Genomic DNA, 18,892 nt, shown 5'->3' with positions numbered 1-18,892 from the left:
ATTGCCTAGGTGTGCTTAGCGCACCTGGATCTCGGTAGCCTGAGGGCCTTTAGGGCCAGCTTCGAGCTTGTATTCAACGCTTTGGCCTTCTTCAAGGTTCTTGAATCCGAAGCTCTGAATCGCACTATAGTGTGCGAATACATCTGCGGATCCGTCCGATGGTGCGATGAAACCGAAGCCCTTTTCGGAGTTGAACCATTTAACAGTGCCAGTAGCCATGTGTATTCCTAAATCTTATGCCATCGGGTAGCCGGTGGTTTGAGCATGTGTCGCCAGAGCGGCACGAGATAAGTCTGTGATGCCTCCGATGATTTTTCATCAAGCCTGATCAATCTTTACGACCAGAACATCGAATTCTGAGCCCGGGTGTAAAGAAATCTCAATGAGGAAGCATGTGTGAGCGGTCGGATAGGTCCTATAGAAACCCGATTTCCAACCGAATGCCCGACACAAGAAGTCAGGACGAATATTTCAAGAGACGCGATTCGCTCACATGGAATTTTCTTCCGAGGAGGCGCTTATTAAAAATCCAAAAAGAGGCGATACAACTTTTGCTCAGCAGCATAGCATCCATTAGTGAGCCTACCATGCTTAGCGCGGTTGGCTTTCCCAGATCGGCGGTTAGGCGGATTCGGTGAGTATTCATGGAGCCATTTTCAGCGTTTCGCCTGCTGGAAGAATGCTGATTAAGAGAGCCGATAACCGGAAATCATGGGACACTCGAACGGGTCGCGGGCCGAGAGTCCGACCTTGTTCAGGTAGGAGATGACCTGGGCGTAGGACTCGCGAACACTGGCAATGGTGTAGGGGATCCGGTGCTCGGCGCAGTAGCTGCGCACGATCTGTGAAACTCCGGCCAGATTGGCTCGCGGCATCGAAGGGAACAAGTGGTGTTCCACCTGGTAGTTCAACCCGCCGTATACGTGGGAGAGCACGCTGTTGCCAAAGTTGGAGCGAGCCATCACGTTGCGCCCCGTGAGCACCTGGCGCGAGAAGAAATCGATGCGGGCGTCCGCAGGCACCATGGGCATACCCTTGTGGTTTGGCGCGAACGAGGCACCCATGTAGATGCCGAAGACCGCCAGCTGCACGCCGAGGAAGGCGAAGGCCATGCCTACCGGCAGAAGGAAGAAGACGGCACCCAAGTACAGAGCAATGCGCAGGCTGATCGAGATCAGTTCTCGGCGGCGGTGCTTCACCCGCTGGCCGACGAACAGGTACTTGATCGACTGCATATGCAGGTTCAGCCCCTCCAGGGTCAGCAGCGGGAAGAACAGGTAGCCCTGGCGTTGGGTGATCCACTTGAGCAGGCCGCGCTGGCGCTGGGCGTCGGCCGGCTGAAACGAGATGGTGTCCCACTCAATATCAGGGTCCTTGCCAATGGTGTTCGGTGTTGCATGATGCTTGCTGTGTTTGTTCATCCACCACTGGTAGCTGATGCCAACCACGAAGTTGGCGAGGAAGCGGCCGAGCTTGTCGTTGGTTTTGCCGGAAGCCAGGATCTGGCGGTGTGCCGCTTCGTGGGCTAGGAATGCGAATTGGGTGAGCAGGAGGCCCAGCGCTGCGGCCATGAGCAGCTGGAGCCAGCTGTCTCCCAGTAATACCACTCCTGCCATAGTGCCCGATAGCAGCACGGTCAACACGATGCCGATGCCAAGGTAGTGCCCCGGCCGGCGGCGGAGCAGTCCAGCTTCGCCAACCAGTTTCTTGACGTGGAAAAAACTTTGAGGATCACCGGGTTTTACGGTGGGTGCTGGAGATTCCAGCAGAGAACTGCGAGGCAAATAAAGTCCTTGATTGAAAGTACTCGCGACGTCGTGGAAATGTGGTTCCCGACCGAGCCTGTAGTTCATAGTCTACGTGGACTTGCGGTGTGTTCAGCGACAGTTCCGTAGTTTTCATTCTTTCTCGCGAAAGTAGTGGATCGGAATGGTTATTCACTGACCGAATCACACATCCACTGTGGGTGCTTAAGCTCGTTTATCGTCTGGTGTCAGAGTATGTTTGGATACTTGGTTCTTCGGAATTTATTCAGCGTTCAGTGCGAGGGATGCTGCAATGCGCGTGAGCGCTTCCTCATTGCTGATTTGCAGCAGTTCTGCGATCATCGCGACCATTGCTTCGCCCAGTCGGGCAAGGATAGCCACGGCTTGGGTATTGCCACCTTCAAGCTCGGAAGCGATGATCAGGAAGGCTTCGCGGTCTTGGCGAACGAGTGAGGTGAGTAGGGCGATGCCTAGTGCTGCTTCAGGGCTGTTGCCCATGAGATATTCCCGTCGGTGAAGATGAAATCGGATGATTCTTCAGTATTTGCGGCGTAACGTCAGCGGCTACTTGAGCCTAGCAGGGTATTGAAGCTCGCAGATCCTTGTGTTCTTCTGGGCCGGGGTAAAACGCGCTTCACAGTGGACCTGCGCGTTACCTGCGCGCCACAGCCACGTTTCGGTTTGTAGGTCTACAGTTTCAGGTGTGAGTGAACCAAAGAGTCCGCCCCCTGTTGAAGAACCACTTGGGCGCAAATTTAACTATCGCGGGACAAAACACGATGTGTTGCGATTTAGCCCAAAGATGAATGCTCAAACGGCCTTCTACTCCCCCTCTAAGCGAGTGTCGGCCACCCTGCCCGTTTTGGGCGCCAACGTTTGCCTAGAAGCCCAAGCGACCAAGCGTGCCCAAGGGCTGGTCTATAGTCCTCGCGACAGATGACACAGACGAAGTCTTCGGTATCTGGTGCTTCGCCGAAGACATCATCTATCACGAGTGAATACACACCAACAGTGCGGCGCTGCGCGAAAATAATTTCGCAAAGGTGACATCCAGGCGGCGCACCCGGATGCACTATCGGAGTATGAGAGATCTTCCTTGCCAGCAACAAAGAAGCTCACTGTTCGCCGTGGCTCAGGCCAGACGGGCGGTAGGAGTCTCATCCGAATAGGCGTATGCTAAAAAGATGCCCTCGATGGGCTCTGCACACTGTATTAGCACACGGCATGTAGGAAGTCATCGACCGCCGGTAAACAAAGGAAATCTCCTTTGAAACCGTAAACAACGGAGACCCACATGTTCCAGATACAGCCACCTGCTCGGATTACCCAAGAACTTCGTCAACTCTTTGATGTTCCAGAGACACGGAACCACCTTGCCGCCCATGGCGGATTAACCGATAAGACCAAAGTTTTCACGCCACCGCATGAGCTACTCACTGGCGTTCTAGGAATGCCACTGAAACTCAAAACGTCGCTAATTCTAGCCGTGTTTGATGCAGCTACCGACGACTTGACTCTCTGGCTCATCTCACGTCCCATCTCTAAGATTCGACCGGTGCAACCTCAACCACGAGGGATTACTATCCGTGAGTTCTGCCAGAACATCCGAGAACTACCAACTGGGCTCTTCCGTATAGCTGGATGGACAGAGAACGCGGTGATCCGCGAAATCCCTTGGAATGTAAGAAACGATATCCGCCACACTTCTACCTACACCCATAAGTGGTCCTAAAGACCCCGCGCGACAGTCGAACCGGCGGCAAGCCATGCTCGTTGCGTGCTCGGGCGTAGTGCGTCGTACCGCAGAATCCCGTCCACCATTGCTGGATCAAACGGAACACTTGCCACATCACGGGCCAAGGGCCCGTATTCATCTGTGACGCGCCTCACGTCAGCAGCAGTGGCTTTAGAATCAGCCTGAGTCACCACGGCCACCGCGTTCTGCGCCAGGGAGTGGGCTTTGTCGTTCTGCTGTCCGAGCGCTTCCAGCAGCAGCGCACCGGCTTCGTCGTGGTCATCACGGGTCGTGGTGGCCAAGACGAGCTAATCAGTGTGGTTGATCATGCGCCGCCACATCGGATTTGACTCGTCATTGCCCGAGTCAATGAAGATCAACCGGTAATACGTCGAGGTCACCCGGTGGATCGCGTCCACGTCGGGGGGCGTCCACGCCGACATGCGGGGGAATGAATGCAAGCGTAATCTTGGCGCTTCATTCAACCAAATTTGGACAGCCGGAATCTGCAAAACGTAATTGGCCAGGTAGGCGACGCCAGTAACCACTGATACCTGACACATTGTTCCTGCAGGGTTTCCCCCTCACGGTTGGCTGGGTGTAATGCAACGCGCTTCGGTATCTCACGTTTTGCTCGTCGCCTCATTTGGAAGTGCGGTGGATGCGTCAGATTCGATATCTTTTACCTCATGACTGTCTCTTTGCGCCCCAGTGTTCCCGATGACATCGATTGGCTAGTAGAGCTCCGGGCTGCAGTCCTCCGGGCTGACCTTGAGCGTCTCGACCGCTACGACAGTGTGCGTGTGCGGGAAAGAATGAGAGCAAGTTTCGTGCCCGCTTGGTCAAGAATCGTTGTACTAGATGGGGCCGATGTCGGATCGATCACAACCCGACTCGACGGGGATGTCCGCTGGATTGAGCATTTTTACTTGTCGCCGAATGTTCAGGGCCAAGGGATCGGATCTACGATCTTGCGGACGGTGCTGGATGAACCGCACCATGGCGACACCCGGCTAAACGTATTGCAGGGAAGCGCCGCTTGTCGCCTCTATGAGCGGTTCGGTTTCGTGATCGACACTGAGGACGAGATCGATGTCTTCATGACGTTGCGCGCCTAGTAATGTCCGGAATGACCACGATGATTGCTCAATCGCACTCTTTTCGAATCACGGCGTCTGGTCAGCGCGCGAATGCTGATCGACGCGAGAACCGTCTGACAGCGCTCGGCGTAAACGCTTCGAAAACTACCGTTTTAGGTGTCCGCACAAGGCGCGCACCTTCTTCGGGCAGTTTTCCGACGGGGCATTTGGTGCACTTGCCTTGCCCATGAATATTGGAAATGCTCGCAAACTGAGTCAGTACAGTGCGTGCCCCGGTGAGCGACTAGCTTGCGGAAAAGCTTTCACTGGCATCGGGTCAAGCCGTGCAAAGCTGAGATTCTAGCGGACCATTCGAATTTCGTCCCCTGCTGCTTCAAACCCGGTCGGCTTCCGTGCCCCATCTGGACGAAATCCATTTCGCCTGTAGAACGATATGGCTCTCGGGTTGTCTTCGAGCACCCACAAGCTGGAAGGCGACGTTCCGAGGACGTGGTCAAGCAATTCCTGTCCAGCGCCAGTGCCTTGCTCGCTAGATAACAGATAGATGAACCAGAGCTGTGTCGTTCTAGGGGCAGGGTCGTCCTGAGATGCCCCGGAACCGGCTAGACCAACCAGTTGTCCTTCTCGCTCAGCAACTGCAAATCTGTCTCCTGGTCGTGGTGCAGAACCAATAGCTTTCCGCATACCGATTCGCGCTATCCGGGCTTCCGGACCCCATTCCGATTCGGGGAATTTCCCTGAATAAGTTTCTTGCCACGTCCTGAGGTGAAGATCAGCGATCATTGCCCATTCATCTTCACGTGGTGCTCGAATCAAACTTGTAGTCATGGAACCATTATGCTGCTAGCCATTCTCCGGTCCCGGGTATTCATCCAGCTACGGGACATCAAAAACAGCCGTTTTTGAATCAGCCAGGAGTTGCCTACGCCCTAAAATAGTTCGTTCAAAAACTCACGGTAAGTGTCGATAACCCCGTTGGCCAGTAAAGCGCGGGGCCAGAGAATTGCGGTGGAGAATCCGATCAGGTCGGAGTCTTCCATGACTGGTCGAGCCGTGGAGTGGGCGGCATCTACCTTAGTTACCGTCAGCGCATCGCCGAAGATATCGTGATAGGTGCGGATAGTTTCTGCCATGTCTACGTTTCGATCATGTTCGCCGGCCAGGAGCAGCCACGGGATTCCACGGGAAGCGGCGCGGGTTAGCTCACCGGTCGCGTCAACGGTGAAGTTCTTGGACACGAACTCCCATCGTTCCCGCGTCATAGGGTCGACTGTCGTGCCAGCATATGCTTCATAGCTCGCCCCGGCGGCCAATAGGTTATTGACGCGCCGGCTTGCGGCAGTGGCTAGAGCATGTTCCTCTGGTGAGGCCCCATTGAGGGTAAGCTCAGACTCAAGGTTGAAGTGACCTTGCCGAAGCCAGTTCACGGCTGTTCCCACTGCTATGACACCATCGATATCGACTCGGTCTGCGACAACCGTAGGTAGCACCCAGCCTGCTTGACTTGCACCCCAAAGCACCAGTCGCGTCACGGTGACATCCGGCTGCGCGCGTGCCCAAGCGATCGCGGTTTCCACTTCTTCCGCTCGATCGGTCATGCTTTGCGAGAGCCAATCGCCGGAAGAGCCGTTGATTCCGGGCTTGCTCCATGACAGCGTCGCGTAACCGCTTGCCGCGGCGCCATCAAACCATGGATCGTACAGGCCTCCTTGGGTTGCGTCGACCGGACCATCCCCGTGGATCATTACGACCAAGCCTCTGGCCTCCATGTTCTTCGGAGTGGTCAGTATCCCAGCGAGGTAACCCTTTTCTGTGGGGATCTGCACCTCGCGCTCCTCGAAGCTGTACGAGTTACCGATGACGGAAACACCCGTCGCGGCCATCGCCAGGGCGACGAGGCAAGAGGTTATGGTTGCGACAACACGAAAAACTAACTTCATGTGCACGATCGTACATGATGCGATAGATTTGTGTCATGGTGATTCAGATTGGCCAAGGCTTCTCGGACGATGAGCGTCCGTTCGTGGGGGCACTCTACTGGCAGGCGTTCCGCCGCAAGCTCAAACCTGCATTTTCGTCGGATGAGCGCGGGCTCTTGAATGTCACAGCATCTTTGCGTGCTGACCGTACCTTCGTGGCCCGTGCAGACGCAAGCGTTGTGGGCATGTGCGGTTACCGTCAAGCCGGCTTTGGAGCAGTGTCTCCAACATTCGCGATGCTGCGTGGACAGCTGCCGTTTCTGGCAGCGCTACGCGCCAGACTTGTGCTCTCACCACTGGCGCGCTCAGACGTGAGCGATGCGCTGGTGCTTGACGGGATTTGCGTCGCAGAGGATCAGCGTGGACGTGGAACGGGTTCCGCTCTCCTGGAAGCCGCGAGCGAATATGCACGCGCTTCGGGTTTGCACGCAGTTCAATTGACTGTTGTCGACACCAATCCCCGTGCCGAGGCCCTCTACCGTCGTCAGGGATTCCTTCCTGTTGATGGTGGGAGAATGGGGACTCTGGCGTCGATCTACGGTTTCGATCGCTACACCACTATGGAAAAGGAGGTAAGTTGATGAACCCCGTCTCCGCTCGCACAGTCGTCGAGGCGTTTCTCCCAATTAAGGGGGATGTGCCATTGGCAGTGGTGTACGACGCGGCGAATGCCTCCGGACTTGATGATCAGACACTGCGTCTTGCAATACGACGGATGCAGGCCGCAGGCGACCTTCAACAAGAGGGCCGCGGGCGAGCCGGCCGCTTAGTGATGACTGCTGCTGGGCGCGAGCGCATCAGGCACGATCGCCTCGCATTGGAGCTCGCTGCGGAACAAGATGCAGGGAAGGAACGCTGGGACGGGGCATGGCGTCTGTTCACGGTCAGCGCGCCCGAGAGCGACCGCTCCGCGCGTGACTCCCTACGACGTATGCTCATCGCATTCGGTGCGGCACCACTATCGACCGGCGTGTTCATCAGTCCTCACGACCTCGGAAGTCTTCTCCCCGATCAAGCAGACCGCTATATGGTGACGGCACGCGCAACAGACCTCAACGTGCGAGGAGTGTGCGATCCGATCGAGATCGCAGAGACCCTCTGGCCCGCAGTCCCCGTTGTCGAGGGCTATAAAGCCGTCGAAGAAGCTTTAGCATCGAACGCCCCGAACGTCTCGGCTGACGTACGCCGGATTTTCCTTGCAGCCGCGCTCGAAGATGCGATTCGAAAGGACCCGCTCATCCCGCCAGAGCTGCGTCCGCAACCATGGCGCCCAGCGCAGCTGCGCCAGCAATGGAGGCGAAAATGGAAGGAAATCGGTCCCGCTACCGCATATGCGCAGTGGTCTATCGTTGAAAGCTGAGCAACTGAATCGATACCCTCGATCACACCTCGAAATCGATCATTGTTGATGCCCTGTAAGCGGAACCGTCTGCGGGACATCAGCGCGTCAGCCCATGATAAATAGAGTCAGTATCTAGATCGCCGCCAGCGTAGAGCCATGAAACTGGTAAATATTTTCGTGTTTGAAACCGTACTCGCCGTCAGATCGTTTAATGTGCGGTTCGAAAGTGAAAAATTCAGTTTCACCGAGCCGCCGTGTGTTACCTGGCTCGATGTATATCCGGTCGGCACTATTCCGTTCTATTGAATGCCCAAGATTGCCCAAGAAATCGATGTTCTCAAATCCAAGTTCAATCACATGAGCGTTCATCCGAGTATGCAGCTCCTCGAAAGTCATTTCTGGTCTGGCCACGCTGCTGAGGATTGTGTGCAGTTGTTCTTCGGCAAGGATCCCTGCACGCCACTCCACGTTCTGAGTCAGCTTCGAATCCAGCAGTGGTTTTCCGCCCTCGACGATAATCGTTCGGGCAAGATCTCCCCACAAGCCGTCTTTCTGTGGACTGAGATCTATGGTGATAATGTCATCCGACGCGATGGTTCGGTCTGCAGTTTCATAACTTTTGCCCGGGACAGAAAGAGTCGTATCTTTTCCGCAGAAAACAAATGCACCGATGCCCCAATACCAAAATGAATCAGCGCCCAGGGACAGCATCGTCTCTTCACACAGGTCGCGAACTGCAGTTAGATGCTGTCCCGGATAAATGCTTTGCTGGGCAACGTCCATTGTTTCCCGAGCGATTGCTTGAACTTTTCGATGAGACACGCTGATCCTGCCCGTTCCGCTCCAATTGCACGTACTGAATGGTTTTGTCGATCCTATCCGTCAAGGCCACGATGGCTTGGGATGGGACTGCATGAAGCTCTCCGTAAGAGTACCCCTCTTCGGGACAGAAATCAGGCGAGTACCTGTTTGAAAAGAGCTTGATACTCTTCGTTGGCCAGATCCAAACCGATTGCCTCATCCAAGGTGAACCACCCGAAATCGTCATGTTCCTCGGGTGCAGCGTTAATAATCTCGCCGTCCCATTCAGAGACCCGCCAAATTTCTAGGAAGAGATTTTCTTCCTGATGAGTGGCAAGTAGGTCTTCCGTGTTTGGCGGGACTATTTCTACGTTTAACTCTTCGCTAAGTTCACGCACAATCGCTTGTCGGCTGTTCTCGGACTCTTCAACATGGCCTCCTGGAAGATCCCAGACATTCGGATATTTGGCCTTTGAAGGGGAACGGTGCACAAGAAAAATTCTCCCCGAGCGTACGAGCAATCCGCAGGACACATAGTGTTTCATAGGCTCTCCCATGAGATGAGTCTACAGATGTCGTTACGAATTGAATTACAAGGATGCGGCCGCTCTGACAGGGGTGAGTGAGGTAATTTTGGGAGCTGGTCACGCCTATCCCGTATGACGTTCCTCCTACGGGAACACCCCACTCTGACTAACACCTTTGAAAGCTCGTACTTTGGGTTTTCCCGTATACCCCGCCCGAGAAAACGCCCGGTGAAGGGGCGTTATGTGGACATCGAAATCGACCGTTTCTGACACGAGAGCGGAACCAATTCTCACTAAGATGCCAGTGTGTAGGTGAACATTTTCGATGAGCGCCACCAGCGGGACTTCTCGCTGATGCGAATCTCAAATCGAAGGCCAGCGTCCCGTTGACCACACCGAAGCTTTATGGGCGTTAACTAAGCCGATCCATGAGGCCTGTTAGTGGACAAGGTGATTGGTCAATACAGCGGTGGCTGATTTGGCTTGGAATATTGGCCGAATCATTCTTGATCAAAAGGCTGATCAGCCAGTGGGTGGAGAGGAACTTTTAACAGGATCGCGGGGGACCTACGTGCTGAGTCCCCAATGAGAGCATCTAACGATGGGTGAAGTGCTTTGTTTGCGCAAAGCGGGACCAGTGCATGACTACCGCAGTAGGATATCTCTTGACGCCAAACTGGTCCGCTGAACATACGAGGATGATTACCGATCGGTTGCCAAGAGTAGTCGACTTGAATGGGTAAATTGCCTATTCAGAGGGTGTTTTCCCAGGTGCTCTTCGCTCTGCCCGGCTGGCAGCAAAATGAATTATCGCGACTGAGGTAAGTGCTAGTACTCCCAGTAACCAAGGATTGATGGTTGTAGAAAGAGCCAAGAGGCTGAAAACGGTGAATGATGCCAACCGTCCATACTGTCTTACGGTTTTCATTTGCAATTTTTCACGTTCGCATTCTTGAGCTTGTGGCCCCGGGGAGCGATCGCGAGTTGGTTGTTCACCTCTACTTATGCCCCGCATAGGGCGAAGGTGAAGCTTTGTCTTCGCCTGCGGCGTATTCCTCGCCCGCGCTTGTTGCTATGGAATCGGCGGTCGGAAAGCACCGAAGGTATTGACAATCCGACAAGGCAGTCGACACCACTGCCGATTTTCGATGTATTTATGCACATTTATCAGTACCTTAGTTCCATGGCAACAACTCAGCCTCTAAGGATCTCGTCTACTGCGGCCGCGCGCCGAGGGGTAGGATTCATTATGACTCAGGCGCAGGAGCGCCCAGTGATTTTGACGAGTCATGGAAAGCCAGTTGCCGTCGTCATGAGCGCGGCTGAACGTGATGAACAACGCCAGCTTCTGCGCGATGTTGAGCTGAAGGTCCTGGACATGGCAGCCAACCTTGTTGCCGACCGTTCGGCAATGTTGACGGCGGACCAGGCTCGGGAACGACTCCTTGCCGGCGAACGGTGAACCACCACAACAGCAAGACGAGGTTGTCTTCATCGATGAAAGTGTCGTCTGGTTGATCCGGAACGTCGTAGCCGCGCAGCGGGAAAACGCGGCGGAAGCCAGTGTTTCGCTGTTCGCCGCACTGCAGGGCCAACACCCCTTTTCGCATCAGAACAAGATGAACTTGCTCGGTTTCAACACCGTCGAGGCGACGCAACGAGACTTCCACACCATTTACGGGGTGAGTGCGCAGAAAGTTGTTGGGCTGATCCAATCCGGCAAACCCAGCAAGGTGGCTGTTGCCTCGGGGGCACTCGATGAGGACTTCGTCAAAATTTTGTCCAAGGATGAGATTGTCGAAGCCCTGTCAGCGGCATGGGTAAACGGTAAAATGAACCATGAAGCTGCCATCGCGACAGCCCTTGGTCGTATCGCAACAAGCGCTCAACCAGACCGTATCTTTGCGAGCCGACGCGAACCTGGATGCGGGGAAGTCATGCCCAAGTTGAAAACACCCTGCATTCGTGTGAGGGGTCACGCGGGGGCCCATCGCGGACGCCGGTGACCACAAAAATGATTGCTCGATCAGGGTCATAGGCATGACCGCCGCAACGCGGCCTCTCCGATCCTGTATGAGCAGGGCAAACCACAGTGGTCAGTCGCCATCCCGCGCCAGGCCTGAGGGCGCGCGCCCATGCACTGCACTGAAGGCCCGGGTGAACGCCGAAGGGTGGGCATAACCCAGGGAGCGTGCCACGTGCCCTGGGCTGGCGCCGCGTAGCAGGATGCCGCGCGCACGGGTCATGCGGATGCGCCTCTTCCACTGCGCAAAACGCAAACCGGTGTGTTGCTCCAGCACCTGGCTCAGCCGCGCAGGTTCCAAGCTTGCGGTGCGTGCCAACTGCTCCAGCGAGCTGGTTTTTTGCTCCCCCACTGCGCTGGCCAGCCGGGAGAGCAGCCGCCAATCGCCGTGCAAGTCGGTGGCTTGCTGGGGTTCGCTGAGTTTGTTGAATGCATAACCCGGATCGATCCCCGGATGCGGCAAGCCCCCGTAGCAAGCGGCGCTGGAGCCGATCATCAACTCGGCGTCTTCCGGTGCGCAGTCGGTGGCCTGGCGCGGGGCGGCAAGTTCCAGGCTGGCACCGGGACGGTAGCCGACGGGCAGCAACACGGTGCCCGGGTCCAGGAACGTGATCTTGTTCGGATGCCCGGCGGGCAGCACCACTCCCTGTCCGGCTTCGAGGACCAGCACACGCTGGCCCACCTCCACTCGCGCACGACCGCTTGCCATCCAGATGGCCACATGGGCTCCGTTGATACGCGCCCAGGTTCCACCCGGAGGGATCCGGGCCAGGGCCGCCCGCGGATCGGCGTTCTCGCCATCGCAGTCCGGGGCAGGCTGATCCACCCAGCGTGCGGGGCTCACCCCGGTATGCCGGGCGAACGCGCGGCTGAAGGCGCTGGTGCTGGTGTACCCGGCGGTGACTGCCACCATGGCGGGGTCGATGCCCTGCGTCAACTGCTGCGCGGCCCGAGCCAAACGGGCAGCCCGGGTCCACGCCTGCGGGGAGAGCCCGGTTTCGTTGAGCATCCATCGGTGCAAGGTCCGTGTGTGCCAGCCGGCCGGCGGCGGTTCGGTGCCTGGGGTGTCCAGAACCCGGGAGCACCACTGCACCAGGTCCTGGCTGCGGGGGAATGGCGGGGCCAGCGGTTGCTGGCCGCGGGTGAAAACCCTGGTGAATTCGCTATGCACCGGATCGCTGGGGCTTGCTTGATGCTCAAGGTGGCCGATGGACACCGCATAGGCGTGAAGCAGTGCCTCGCGCCAGGGCGGTGAAAAGCGGAAGACCCGGTGGTTTGCCTGCCCGGGAATATCCAGTCCCGGGATCGGGATCACCACCGCACCGTGCCGGGGCGCCAGCACCACCTCGGAACCGGCCGGAACCCATAAACCGTGACCGTCCTGAACCAGTCCGGTGCTGGTGTCGACCCGGTAGTGGAAGCTTCCCCGCATGGCCCAATACAACGTCGGTTTGCGAAGTGGTAACAACTTGTCCGTCCCTGTCATCCCATTTACCTAAGGCTTGTCTAACCTAATTATGGCGGACTGAGGTGTCCGCGCACCACTTTCCCGGAAGGCCTTGCTACTTTCATGTCCCGTTTGATCGCCCCCGCCGCGGCGGCCGCCTTGATGATTTTCGCTCTGACCGGCTGCTCCGACACGAGCACCGCAGCGACCCAGAACAGCACGAGCCCCAGTGCCCAGTCCGGGGAGTGGCCGCGGCAGATCCAACATGATGCGGGCACCACCGAGCTGGAGGCTGAACCACTGCGTATTGTCTCAACCTCCCCTTCCATCACCGGAAGCCTGCTGGCCATCGACGCCCCGCTGATCGGCACCGGCGCCACCATGGTCACCAGCATGACCGATGACAAGGGATTTTTTACGCAGTGGGCCGAGGAAGCCGACGACGCCAACGTCCAGGTTGCCTACCAAAACCTGGAATTGGATCTGGACGCGGTGGATGCCTTGGAACCGGATCTGATCATCGGTTCGGTCAACGGGGGAGACTCGGTGCTCGACTCCTACGACCAGCTCTCCGAGATTGCCCCTACCATCCTGCTGGACTACGGCACCGAGACCTGGCAGCAGCTGACCACCACGCTGGCAGAGGCGACCGGGCGGGAATCCGAGGCCAGCGCCGTACTGCAGGACTATGACAACTTCGTCGCCGAACAGGCTGAAAACATCTCACTGCCCGCCCAGCCGGTGACCGCGCTGGCCTACCTGGGGGCCGACGGGGTCTGGGCGTACGACGAATCCAGCCCGCAGGCGGCACTGCTTGAATCCCTGGGGTTCGACTACCTGGCCGTGCCCGGCGAGCTGAGCCAGCAGCAGGCCGCCACCAACGGCGTTGATATCCTCAGCAGCGAGAACGTCCCAGCTGCGCTGGCCGATACCCACACCGCTTTCCTGGTGGGCACCGGTACCGCGGCCCCGATCGACGCGTTCAGCTCCGACGCCCTGCTGGCAAACCTCCCCTCCGTGGAAAACCACCGGGTCTACGACCTGGGGTCGACCTCCTTCCGCCTGGATTACTACAGCGCCAAGGACACCGTGTCCGGCCTGGTCGAAACCTTTGGGAAGTAGCAGGTGAGCATCGCCCAAGACCTTGCCGCCCCGCCGGCCGCCGCGCTGGCGGGGAAACGCCGCGGCGCGGTGGTCATCCTGTCGGTGCTGCTGCTGACCGTGGTGGTCAGCGTGCTGGGGCTGGGGGTGGGCTCCCACCCGGTGGAGCCGAGGGTAGCGCTGCAGGCAGTTTTTGCCTACGACCCCACGCAGAACGAGCACCTGATTGTGATCTCCTCGCGGCTGCCGCGAATTGTGCTGGGGCTCATCGCCGGGGTGGCGCTGGGTGTCTCAGGTGCGCTCATCCAGTCGGTGACCCGCAACCCGTTGGGCGACCCCGGCATTCTGGGGATCAACGCCGGGGCCTCCCTGCTGGTGTGCGTGGCCATCGCCTTTCTGGGGATCACCAGCGTCAAGGGTTATCTGGTTTTCGCTTTGCTCGGTGCCGCGCTGGCCGCCGGCGCGGTGCACCTGTTGGGGGCAAGCCGCGGCGCGGCGGCCACCGGGGCCCGGATCGCCTTGGCCGGCACCGCGCTGAGCCTGGTTCTCGGCGCGCTCACGCAGATGATCCTGCTTGGCAATGAGGGCTCCTTTGCGAGTTTTCGTTTCTGGGCGGTGGGTTCCTTGCAGGGGCGCGGCCTGGAAACCAGTGCCGCGGTGTTGCCGCTGGTGGTGGCCGGATTGCTGTTCGCCTATGCCCTGAGCGGCCCGCTGGACAACCTGGTCCTGGGGGATACGACCGCGCGTGCTCTGGGCACCAGGGCCGGAAGCGTCCGCGCCCTGGCGATCCTCGCGGCCGTGCTGCTGGCCGGCGCGGCCACCGCCGCCGCGGGGCCGATCGGTTTTGTGGGGCTCGCCGCGGCCCATCTGGCGCGCCGCGTAGTAGGTTCGGCCCACCGCTGGCTGATTCCGGCTTCTGCGGTCTTCGGGGCGGCGTGCCTGGTGTGCGCTGATGCCCTGGGCCGCTGGCTGGTGGCGCCGGCCGAGCTGCAGACCGGCATTGCGACGGCCCTGTTCGGGGCTCCGGTATTCATCGCCGTGGTGCGCTCGCGCAGTGCGGGGGTGTGATGGATCAGGGACTGCTTACCGGGGAACGGGTGTTGCGGGTGGGAACCCGCTCGGTACGCCTGCACCGCCGGATCTTGCTGCTGGGCACCGCCCTTGCCGGGCTGCTGCTGGCTCTCATTGCCGCGTCGCTGATGTTCGGCGGAATCCGGATGGATTTCGGCGCGCTGCTTGAGGTGTTCGCCGGCCGCGGTTCGGACTCGGCCCAGCGTTCGGTGCTGGGCCGCCGCCTGCCGCGGGTGCTGACCGCCGCCGGGGTCGGAATGCTTCTGGGCGCCTCCGGGGCGTTGTTCCAATCGCTGACCCGCAACCCGCTGGGATCCCCGGACGTGATCGGCTTGACCTCCGGTGCGGCAGCCGGCGCGGTGGCGCAGATTGTGCTATTCGGCGGCGGGGTGCTTCCCACGGCGCTGGCCGCGGTGGCCGGCGGGGTGTTCAGCGCCCTGCTGGTGTACCTGCTCTCGCTGCGCGATGCGGTGACCGGGGGACTGCGCCTGATCCTGGTCGGCATTGGGGTCGGGGCCCTGGCCACCGCGGCGACCAGCTTGATCTTGCTGCGCGCCAACACCCAGGACGCAACCCTTGCCACGCTGTGGACCGCCGGTTCGCTGACCGGCCGGGGCTGGCCGCATGCCGTGGCGGTCGGCGTCGCGGTGCTGGCGCTGTTGCCGCTGCTCTCGGTGATGGGGCGCGGCGCGACGCTGGGTGAAATGGGGGATGACACCGCGCTGGCGCTGGGTTTGCCCATCGAGCGGTTGCGGATGCTCAGTGTGCTGCTGGCGGTGACCGCGGCCGCCGCCGCCACCGCGGCCACCGGGCCGATCGCATTCATCGCTTTTGCCAGTCCGCAGATCATCCGCCGGCTGGCCCCGCGCCCGGAAACCCAAATCTGGTTATCGGCATTGGGTGGGGCGGTGCTGCTATGCGCCGCTGACCTGCTGGCGCAGTCATTGAGCCTGCCGGTGCGCACACCCGTCGGCCTGGTGACCAGCGTGCTGGGCGGTCTCTACCTGCTGTGGCTCTTGGCCCGCAGAATCTAGGGGAACACATGGAAAAACAACACAATGAACCGATCCTGAGCGCCGCCGGATTGAGCCTGGGGTATGGAACCAGGCAGATCGTCAGCAACGTCCAGCTGAGCATCACCCCGGGAAGCTTCACCGTCATCATCGGACCCAACGGCTGCGGAAAGTCGACACTGCTGCGCGCCCTGGGCCGCCTGTTGAAACCCCAGGGCGGGCAGGTAATGTTCGACGGCGCCGATCTGGCGGGGCTCAAGCCCAAGCAGGTGGCACAGCGTATCGGCCTGCTGGCCCAATCCCCGCAGGTCCCGGACTCGATCACGGTGGCGGATCTGGTGCTGCGGGGGCGCACCCCCTACCAAGGGCTGTTCCAGCAGTTCTCCGGCGAAGACGCCGACATCGTCCACCGCGCTCTGGCCGCCGTGGGGTTGACCGGCTTCGCCCACCGCCAGGTCCAGGAGCTCTCCGGCGGCCAACGCCAACGCGCCTGGATCGCGCTGGTGCTCGCCCAGCAGACCGGGGTGCTGCTGCTTGATGAACCCACCACCTATCTGGACATTTCCCACCAGCTGGAGGTGCTTGAGCTGTGCCAGGCATTGCGCGGCAGCGGGCGCACCCTGATCGCGGTGCTGCACGACCTGGCTCTGGCCGCGCGGTACGCCACGGAGCTGATCGCCATGCGCGATGGGCGCATCATCGCCAGCGGCACCCCGCAGCAGGTGCTGACAGAAGAAACCCTGCGCGAGGTCTTCGACCTAGACGCGCGGATCATCCAAGACCCGGAAACCGGAAGGCCGCTGGTCATTCCGCGTGCCCGGATTACCGAACCAATCAACTCATAACCCGAGGAGAACACGATGAGCGAGAACACCCCACTGATCGAGCATGAAGCGCTGAAATCAGCCGATCACCGCGAAGGCCTGCAGCACGTGCCGGCCAGCGTGACACAGATCCTGCCGGTGAGTGAAGAGCTGACCCGGCTGGTGCTGCGGCTGCCGGGGCTGGACACGGAACCCCTGTGGCTGCGCCCCAATGTGGCATTCCGTTTCCTGCTGGATGAACGATTCGAGCAAACCGCCCGGGTCTACACCGTGCGCCGGGTGATCGAGGGAAGCAATGACATCGAGGTGGATATCGTTCGCCACGGCGAGCACAGCCCCATGATGCGCTGGCTGGATTCCCTGCAGCTTGGCGACCAGGTGAATATCATCGGTCCGCGCCCCCACGTGCACTTCCCGCCGGCGGAGGGCCGTGACACCGTGGTTTTCGCCGATTCCACCGCGATCCCCGCGCTGTATTCGCTGCTGGCCCAAGCCCCGGCGCAGCTTCGCGGCCGCGGGTGGGTCGCCACCACCGATCAGCTGGCCTTCGACGAGCTGCCGCAGCTGGAGCACTTCATCCTGGAGCGAATCGAACCGGGGAAGGGGTTCGGCCGCGAGCTGCGCAGCCTTGAGCACCCCGAATCGCTGGTGGTCTGGGGCGCCGGGGAACGTGATGACATGCGTGAGGTCCGCTCGTTTTTCCGGCAGCGGGCCCAGCTGGGCAAGGACCGGGTCGCGGTGTTCGGCTACTGGAAACGCGGGGTGTCGAACACCCGCATCGACCAGGTGCGCCTCGAGGCGTATTCCAAGCTGTTGGCCGCCGGGTCCGGCTCGGCGGAACTCGACGACCTGGAGCTTCAGATCTAGCGGGAGTGCTGCACCTCGGTGTTTCCGCGCAGTCTGGCCGCGAAGCTCATCAGGTGGAACACCACCAGGGTGGCGATGGTTCCCAGCGCGATGCCGCCGAGCTGGAACTGCCCGAAGGTGAGCGCACCGGTCACCGCGATCGCGATGATCAACCCGGTGCCCGCGGTCATCAGGTTGATCGGGTTGCTGAAATCAACCTTTGACTCGATCCACAACCGCGCACCCACGATGCCGATCATGCCGTAGAGCACGATACCCAGCCCGCCGATCACCCCTTCCGGGATGGTGCCGATCAGCGCGCCGAACTTCGGCATGAACGCCAGCGCGATCGCGGCGATCGCCGCCACCCAGTAGGCGGCCGTGGAGTACACCCGGGAGGCGGCCATCACCCCGATGTTTTCCGCATAGGTGGTGGTGGCCGAGCCGCCGCCGAAACCCGCCACCATGCTGGCGGCGCCATCGGCCATCAGCGCGCGGCCGTTGAAGGAAGATAAATCGCGTCCGGTCATCACCCCCACGGTGCGCACATGCCCGATGTTCTCCGCGATCAGCACAAACACCGCGGGCAGGAACAGCAAGGCGGTGTCCAGGTGGAAGCTGGGGGTGTTGAAGACCGGCAGGCCGAACCAGGCCGCCTCGCCAACCTTGGCGAAGTTGACCTGGCCCTGCGCCAGCGCGATCGCATAGCCTGCCAGCAAACCCACCAGGATGGACAGGCGTCCCAGCAGGCCCTTGAACACCACGGTGGCAAGCACCGTGGCAATCACCGTCAAAAACGTGGTGACCGGATAGTGCTGCATCGGCTTCAGGGTGGAACCGGCCAGGTTCAGGCCGATCAGCGCCACAATGGTGCCCATCACCACCGGAGGCATCAACGAATGGATCCAGCCGGTGCCGGTTTTCGCGACCACCACACCCACGATGAACAGCAGCGCCCCGGTCATCACAATGCCGCCCAGCGCCGCGGACATATCATGCGCCTTGGTGGCGGCGAGGACCGGGGCGATCAGCGCAAAGGACGAACCCAGGTAGCTGGGCACCTTGTTGCGGGTGATCAGCAGGAACAAGATGGTCGCCACCCCGGTGAACAGCAACGTGGTGGTTACCGGGAACTTGGTCAGGGTGGGCACCAGGATGCTGGAGCCGAACATCGCCAGGATGTGCTGGGTGCCAATGGAGATGGTTTGCGGCCAATGCAGCCGCTCATCCGGGGCAACAACTTCACCAGGGGTGATTCTTTTGCCGTCACCGTGAATGCGCCAACTCATGCGTTCCTCCAGATATCGCGGCCCCAAC

At 59.8% G+C, this 18,892-nt stretch carries 20 protein-coding genes; 10 read left to right on the top strand and 10 right to left on the bottom strand.

Going from position 1 to position 18,892, the window contains the following annotated elements; all coding sequences use genetic code 11:
* Nucleotides 1-15: 15 nt before the first annotated feature.
* The 4 genes from ACIOWL_RS17390 to ACIOWL_RS17375 all read right to left on the bottom strand — a co-directional run bounded on the left by ACIOWL_RS17390 (nt 16) and on the right by ACIOWL_RS17375 (nt 3,803).
* Nucleotides 16-219: a cold-shock protein gene (locus ACIOWL_RS17390; RefSeq protein ID WP_400387950.1), complete on the bottom strand. Its 204-nt coding sequence runs from the start codon at nt 217-219 to the stop codon at nt 16-18.
* A 467-nt stretch (nt 220-686) separates the two neighbouring features.
* Nucleotides 687-1,784, bottom strand: a complete 1,098-nt coding sequence (locus ACIOWL_RS17385; RefSeq protein ID WP_400387947.1) for a fatty acid desaturase family protein — start codon at nt 1,782-1,784, stop codon at nt 687-689.
* A 243-nt stretch (nt 1,785-2,027) separates the two neighbouring features.
* On the bottom strand, nt 2,028-2,264 hold the full coding sequence (locus tag ACIOWL_RS17380) for a hypothetical protein (protein WP_400387944.1): 237 nt from the start codon (nt 2,262-2,264) through the stop codon (nt 2,028-2,030).
* A 1,230-nt stretch (nt 2,265-3,494) separates the two neighbouring features.
* Nucleotides 3,495-3,803, bottom strand: a complete 309-nt coding sequence (locus tag ACIOWL_RS17375) for a hypothetical protein (protein WP_400387941.1) — start codon at nt 3,801-3,803, stop codon at nt 3,495-3,497.
* A 387-nt stretch (nt 3,804-4,190) separates the two neighbouring features.
* Here ACIOWL_RS17375 and ACIOWL_RS17370 point away from each other — a divergent pair, with 387 nt between their 5' ends.
* Complete coding sequence (locus ACIOWL_RS17370) at nt 4,191-4,619, top strand: GNAT family N-acetyltransferase (protein WP_400387938.1); 429 nt, start codon at nt 4,191-4,193, stop codon at nt 4,617-4,619.
* 321 nt (nt 4,620-4,940) lie between these two features.
* On the opposite strand, the gene ACIOWL_RS17365 is transcribed toward ACIOWL_RS17370, so the two are convergent.
* Together ACIOWL_RS17365 and ACIOWL_RS17360 are read right to left on the bottom strand one after the other, a co-directional pair.
* Nucleotides 4,941-5,384, bottom strand: a complete 444-nt coding sequence (locus ACIOWL_RS17365) for a GNAT family N-acetyltransferase (RefSeq protein WP_400388208.1) — start codon at nt 5,382-5,384, stop codon at nt 4,941-4,943.
* 146 nt (nt 5,385-5,530) lie between these two features.
* Nucleotides 5,531-6,541 carry an alpha/beta hydrolase family protein gene (locus tag ACIOWL_RS17360; protein WP_400387935.1) on the bottom strand — a complete coding sequence of 337 codons (1,011 nt, stop codon included), beginning with the start codon at nt 6,539-6,541 and terminating at the stop codon, nt 5,531-5,533.
* Nucleotides 6,542-6,576: 35 nt separating this feature from the next.
* On the opposite strand from ACIOWL_RS17360, the gene ACIOWL_RS17355 reads away from it, so the two are divergent.
* Both ACIOWL_RS17355 and ACIOWL_RS17350 read left to right on the top strand, forming a co-directional pair.
* A complete protein-coding gene (locus tag ACIOWL_RS17355) occupies nt 6,577-7,161 on the top strand; it encodes a GNAT family N-acetyltransferase (RefSeq protein ID WP_400387933.1) in 585 nt (194 codons plus the stop codon).
* On the top strand, nt 7,161-7,940 hold the full coding sequence (locus ACIOWL_RS17350) for a PaaX family transcriptional regulator (RefSeq protein ID WP_400388205.1): 780 nt from the start codon (nt 7,161-7,163) through the stop codon (nt 7,938-7,940). The genes ACIOWL_RS17355 and ACIOWL_RS17350 overlap by 1 nt, the downstream gene beginning before the upstream one ends.
* A 114-nt stretch (nt 7,941-8,054) precedes the next feature.
* Here ACIOWL_RS17350 and ACIOWL_RS17345 read toward each other — a convergent pair whose 3' ends face one another.
* Both ACIOWL_RS17345 and ACIOWL_RS17340 read right to left on the bottom strand, forming a co-directional pair.
* On the bottom strand, nt 8,055-8,744 hold the full coding sequence (locus ACIOWL_RS17345; protein WP_400387930.1) for a M24 family metallopeptidase: 690 nt from the start codon (nt 8,742-8,744) through the stop codon (nt 8,055-8,057).
* 131 nt (nt 8,745-8,875) lie between these two features.
* Nucleotides 8,876-9,280 (bottom strand): NUDIX domain-containing protein, encoded by a 405-nt coding sequence (locus tag ACIOWL_RS17340; protein ID WP_400387927.1) that lies wholly within the window; start codon nt 9,278-9,280, stop codon nt 8,876-8,878.
* A 1,126-nt stretch (nt 9,281-10,406) separates the two neighbouring features.
* On the opposite strand from ACIOWL_RS17340, the gene ACIOWL_RS17335 reads away from it, so the two are divergent.
* Nucleotides 10,407-10,712: a type II toxin-antitoxin system prevent-host-death family antitoxin gene (locus ACIOWL_RS17335; RefSeq protein ID WP_400387924.1), complete on the top strand. Its 306-nt coding sequence runs from the start codon at nt 10,407-10,409 to the stop codon at nt 10,710-10,712.
* Nucleotides 10,696-11,256 (top strand): hypothetical protein, encoded by a 561-nt coding sequence (locus ACIOWL_RS17330; RefSeq protein WP_400387921.1) that lies wholly within the window; start codon nt 10,696-10,698, stop codon nt 11,254-11,256. The genes ACIOWL_RS17335 and ACIOWL_RS17330 overlap by 17 nt, the downstream gene beginning before the upstream one ends.
* A 90-nt stretch (nt 11,257-11,346) precedes the next feature.
* Here ACIOWL_RS17330 and ACIOWL_RS17325 read toward each other — a convergent pair whose 3' ends face one another.
* The gene (locus ACIOWL_RS17325; protein WP_400387918.1) at nt 11,347-12,759 is read right to left on the bottom strand and encodes a helix-turn-helix domain-containing protein; all 1,413 of its coding nucleotides are present in this window, start codon (nt 12,757-12,759) and stop codon (nt 11,347-11,349) included.
* Nucleotides 12,760-12,843: 84 nt separating this feature from the next.
* Here ACIOWL_RS17325 and fepB point away from each other — a divergent pair, with 84 nt between their 5' ends.
* The 5 genes from fepB to ACIOWL_RS17300 are packed head-to-tail and all read left to right on the top strand — an operon-like array spanning nt 12,844 to nt 17,596.
* Nucleotides 12,844-13,842, top strand: coding sequence for a Fe2+-enterobactin ABC transporter substrate-binding protein (gene fepB, locus ACIOWL_RS17320; protein WP_400387915.1), 999 nt, complete (start codon nt 12,844-12,846; stop codon nt 13,840-13,842).
* Nucleotides 13,843-13,845: 3 nt separating this feature from the next.
* Nucleotides 13,846-14,889, top strand: coding sequence for a FecCD family ABC transporter permease (locus ACIOWL_RS17315; protein WP_400387913.1), 1,044 nt, complete (start codon nt 13,846-13,848; stop codon nt 14,887-14,889).
* A complete protein-coding gene (locus ACIOWL_RS17310) occupies nt 14,889-15,926 on the top strand; it encodes a FecCD family ABC transporter permease (protein WP_400387911.1) in 1,038 nt (345 codons plus the stop codon). The genes ACIOWL_RS17315 and ACIOWL_RS17310 overlap by 1 nt, the downstream gene beginning before the upstream one ends.
* Nucleotides 15,927-15,934: 8 nt before the next feature.
* On the top strand, nt 15,935-16,750 hold the full coding sequence (locus ACIOWL_RS17305) for an ABC transporter ATP-binding protein (RefSeq protein ID WP_400387909.1): 816 nt from the start codon (nt 15,935-15,937) through the stop codon (nt 16,748-16,750).
* 15 nt (nt 16,751-16,765) lie between these two features.
* Nucleotides 16,766-17,596 carry a siderophore-interacting protein gene (locus ACIOWL_RS17300; protein ID WP_400387906.1) on the top strand — a complete coding sequence of 277 codons (831 nt, stop codon included), beginning with the start codon at nt 16,766-16,768 and terminating at the stop codon, nt 17,594-17,596.
* Here ACIOWL_RS17300 and ACIOWL_RS17295 read toward each other — a convergent pair.
* Complete coding sequence (locus ACIOWL_RS17295; protein ID WP_400387904.1) at nt 17,593-18,864, bottom strand: uracil-xanthine permease family protein; 1,272 nt, start codon at nt 18,862-18,864, stop codon at nt 17,593-17,595. The two genes, ACIOWL_RS17300 and ACIOWL_RS17295, sit on opposite strands and share 4 nt — an antisense overlap.
* Nucleotides 18,865-18,892: the final 28 nt, after the last annotated feature.

The sequence above is a fragment of the Glutamicibacter sp. NPDC087344 genome, assembly GCF_044744225.1.
Classification (GTDB): Bacteria; Actinomycetota; Actinomycetes; order Actinomycetales; family Micrococcaceae; genus Glutamicibacter.
Note: the sequence above shows the minus strand (reverse complement) of the source record. Positions and strands in the feature narration are given on the sequence as shown.

Bases quoted from the DNA above. Each gene is read 5' to 3' on its own strand.
- ACIOWL_RS17390 (WP_400387950.1), bottom strand. From the start codon at position 219: ATGGCTACTGGCACTGTTAAATGGTTCAACTCCGAAAAGGGCTTCGGT.
- ACIOWL_RS17380 (WP_400387944.1), bottom strand. From the start codon at position 2,264: ATGGGCAACAGCCCTGAAGCAGCACTAGGCATCGCCCTACTCACCTCA.
- ACIOWL_RS17370 (WP_400387938.1), top strand. From the start codon at position 4,191: ATGACTGTCTCTTTGCGCCCCAGTGTTCCCGATGACATCGATTGGCTA.
- ACIOWL_RS17365 (WP_400388208.1), bottom strand. From the start codon at position 5,384: ATGATCGCTGATCTTCACCTCAGGACGTGGCAAGAAACTTATTCAGGG.
- ACIOWL_RS17360 (WP_400387935.1), bottom strand. From the start codon at position 6,541: ATGAAGTTAGTTTTTCGTGTTGTCGCAACCATAACCTCTTGCCTCGTC.
- ACIOWL_RS17355 (WP_400387933.1), top strand. From the start codon at position 6,577: ATGGTGATTCAGATTGGCCAAGGCTTCTCGGACGATGAGCGTCCGTTC.
- ACIOWL_RS17350 (WP_400388205.1), top strand. From the start codon at position 7,161: ATGAACCCCGTCTCCGCTCGCACAGTCGTCGAGGCGTTTCTCCCAATT.
- ACIOWL_RS17340 (WP_400387927.1), bottom strand. From the start codon at position 9,280: ATGGGAGAGCCTATGAAACACTATGTGTCCTGCGGATTGCTCGTACGC.
- ACIOWL_RS17335 (WP_400387924.1), top strand. From the start codon at position 10,407: ATGCACATTTATCAGTACCTTAGTTCCATGGCAACAACTCAGCCTCTA.
- ACIOWL_RS17325 (WP_400387918.1), bottom strand. From the start codon at position 12,759: ATGACAGGGACGGACAAGTTGTTACCACTTCGCAAACCGACGTTGTAT.
- fepB (WP_400387915.1), top strand. From the start codon at position 12,844: ATGTCCCGTTTGATCGCCCCCGCCGCGGCGGCCGCCTTGATGATTTTC.
- ACIOWL_RS17310 (WP_400387911.1), top strand. From the start codon at position 14,889: ATGGATCAGGGACTGCTTACCGGGGAACGGGTGTTGCGGGTGGGAACC.
- ACIOWL_RS17305 (WP_400387909.1), top strand. From the start codon at position 15,935: ATGGAAAAACAACACAATGAACCGATCCTGAGCGCCGCCGGATTGAGC.
- ACIOWL_RS17300 (WP_400387906.1), top strand. From the start codon at position 16,766: ATGAGCGAGAACACCCCACTGATCGAGCATGAAGCGCTGAAATCAGCC.
- ACIOWL_RS17295 (WP_400387904.1), bottom strand. From the start codon at position 18,864: ATGAGTTGGCGCATTCACGGTGACGGCAAAAGAATCACCCCTGGTGAA.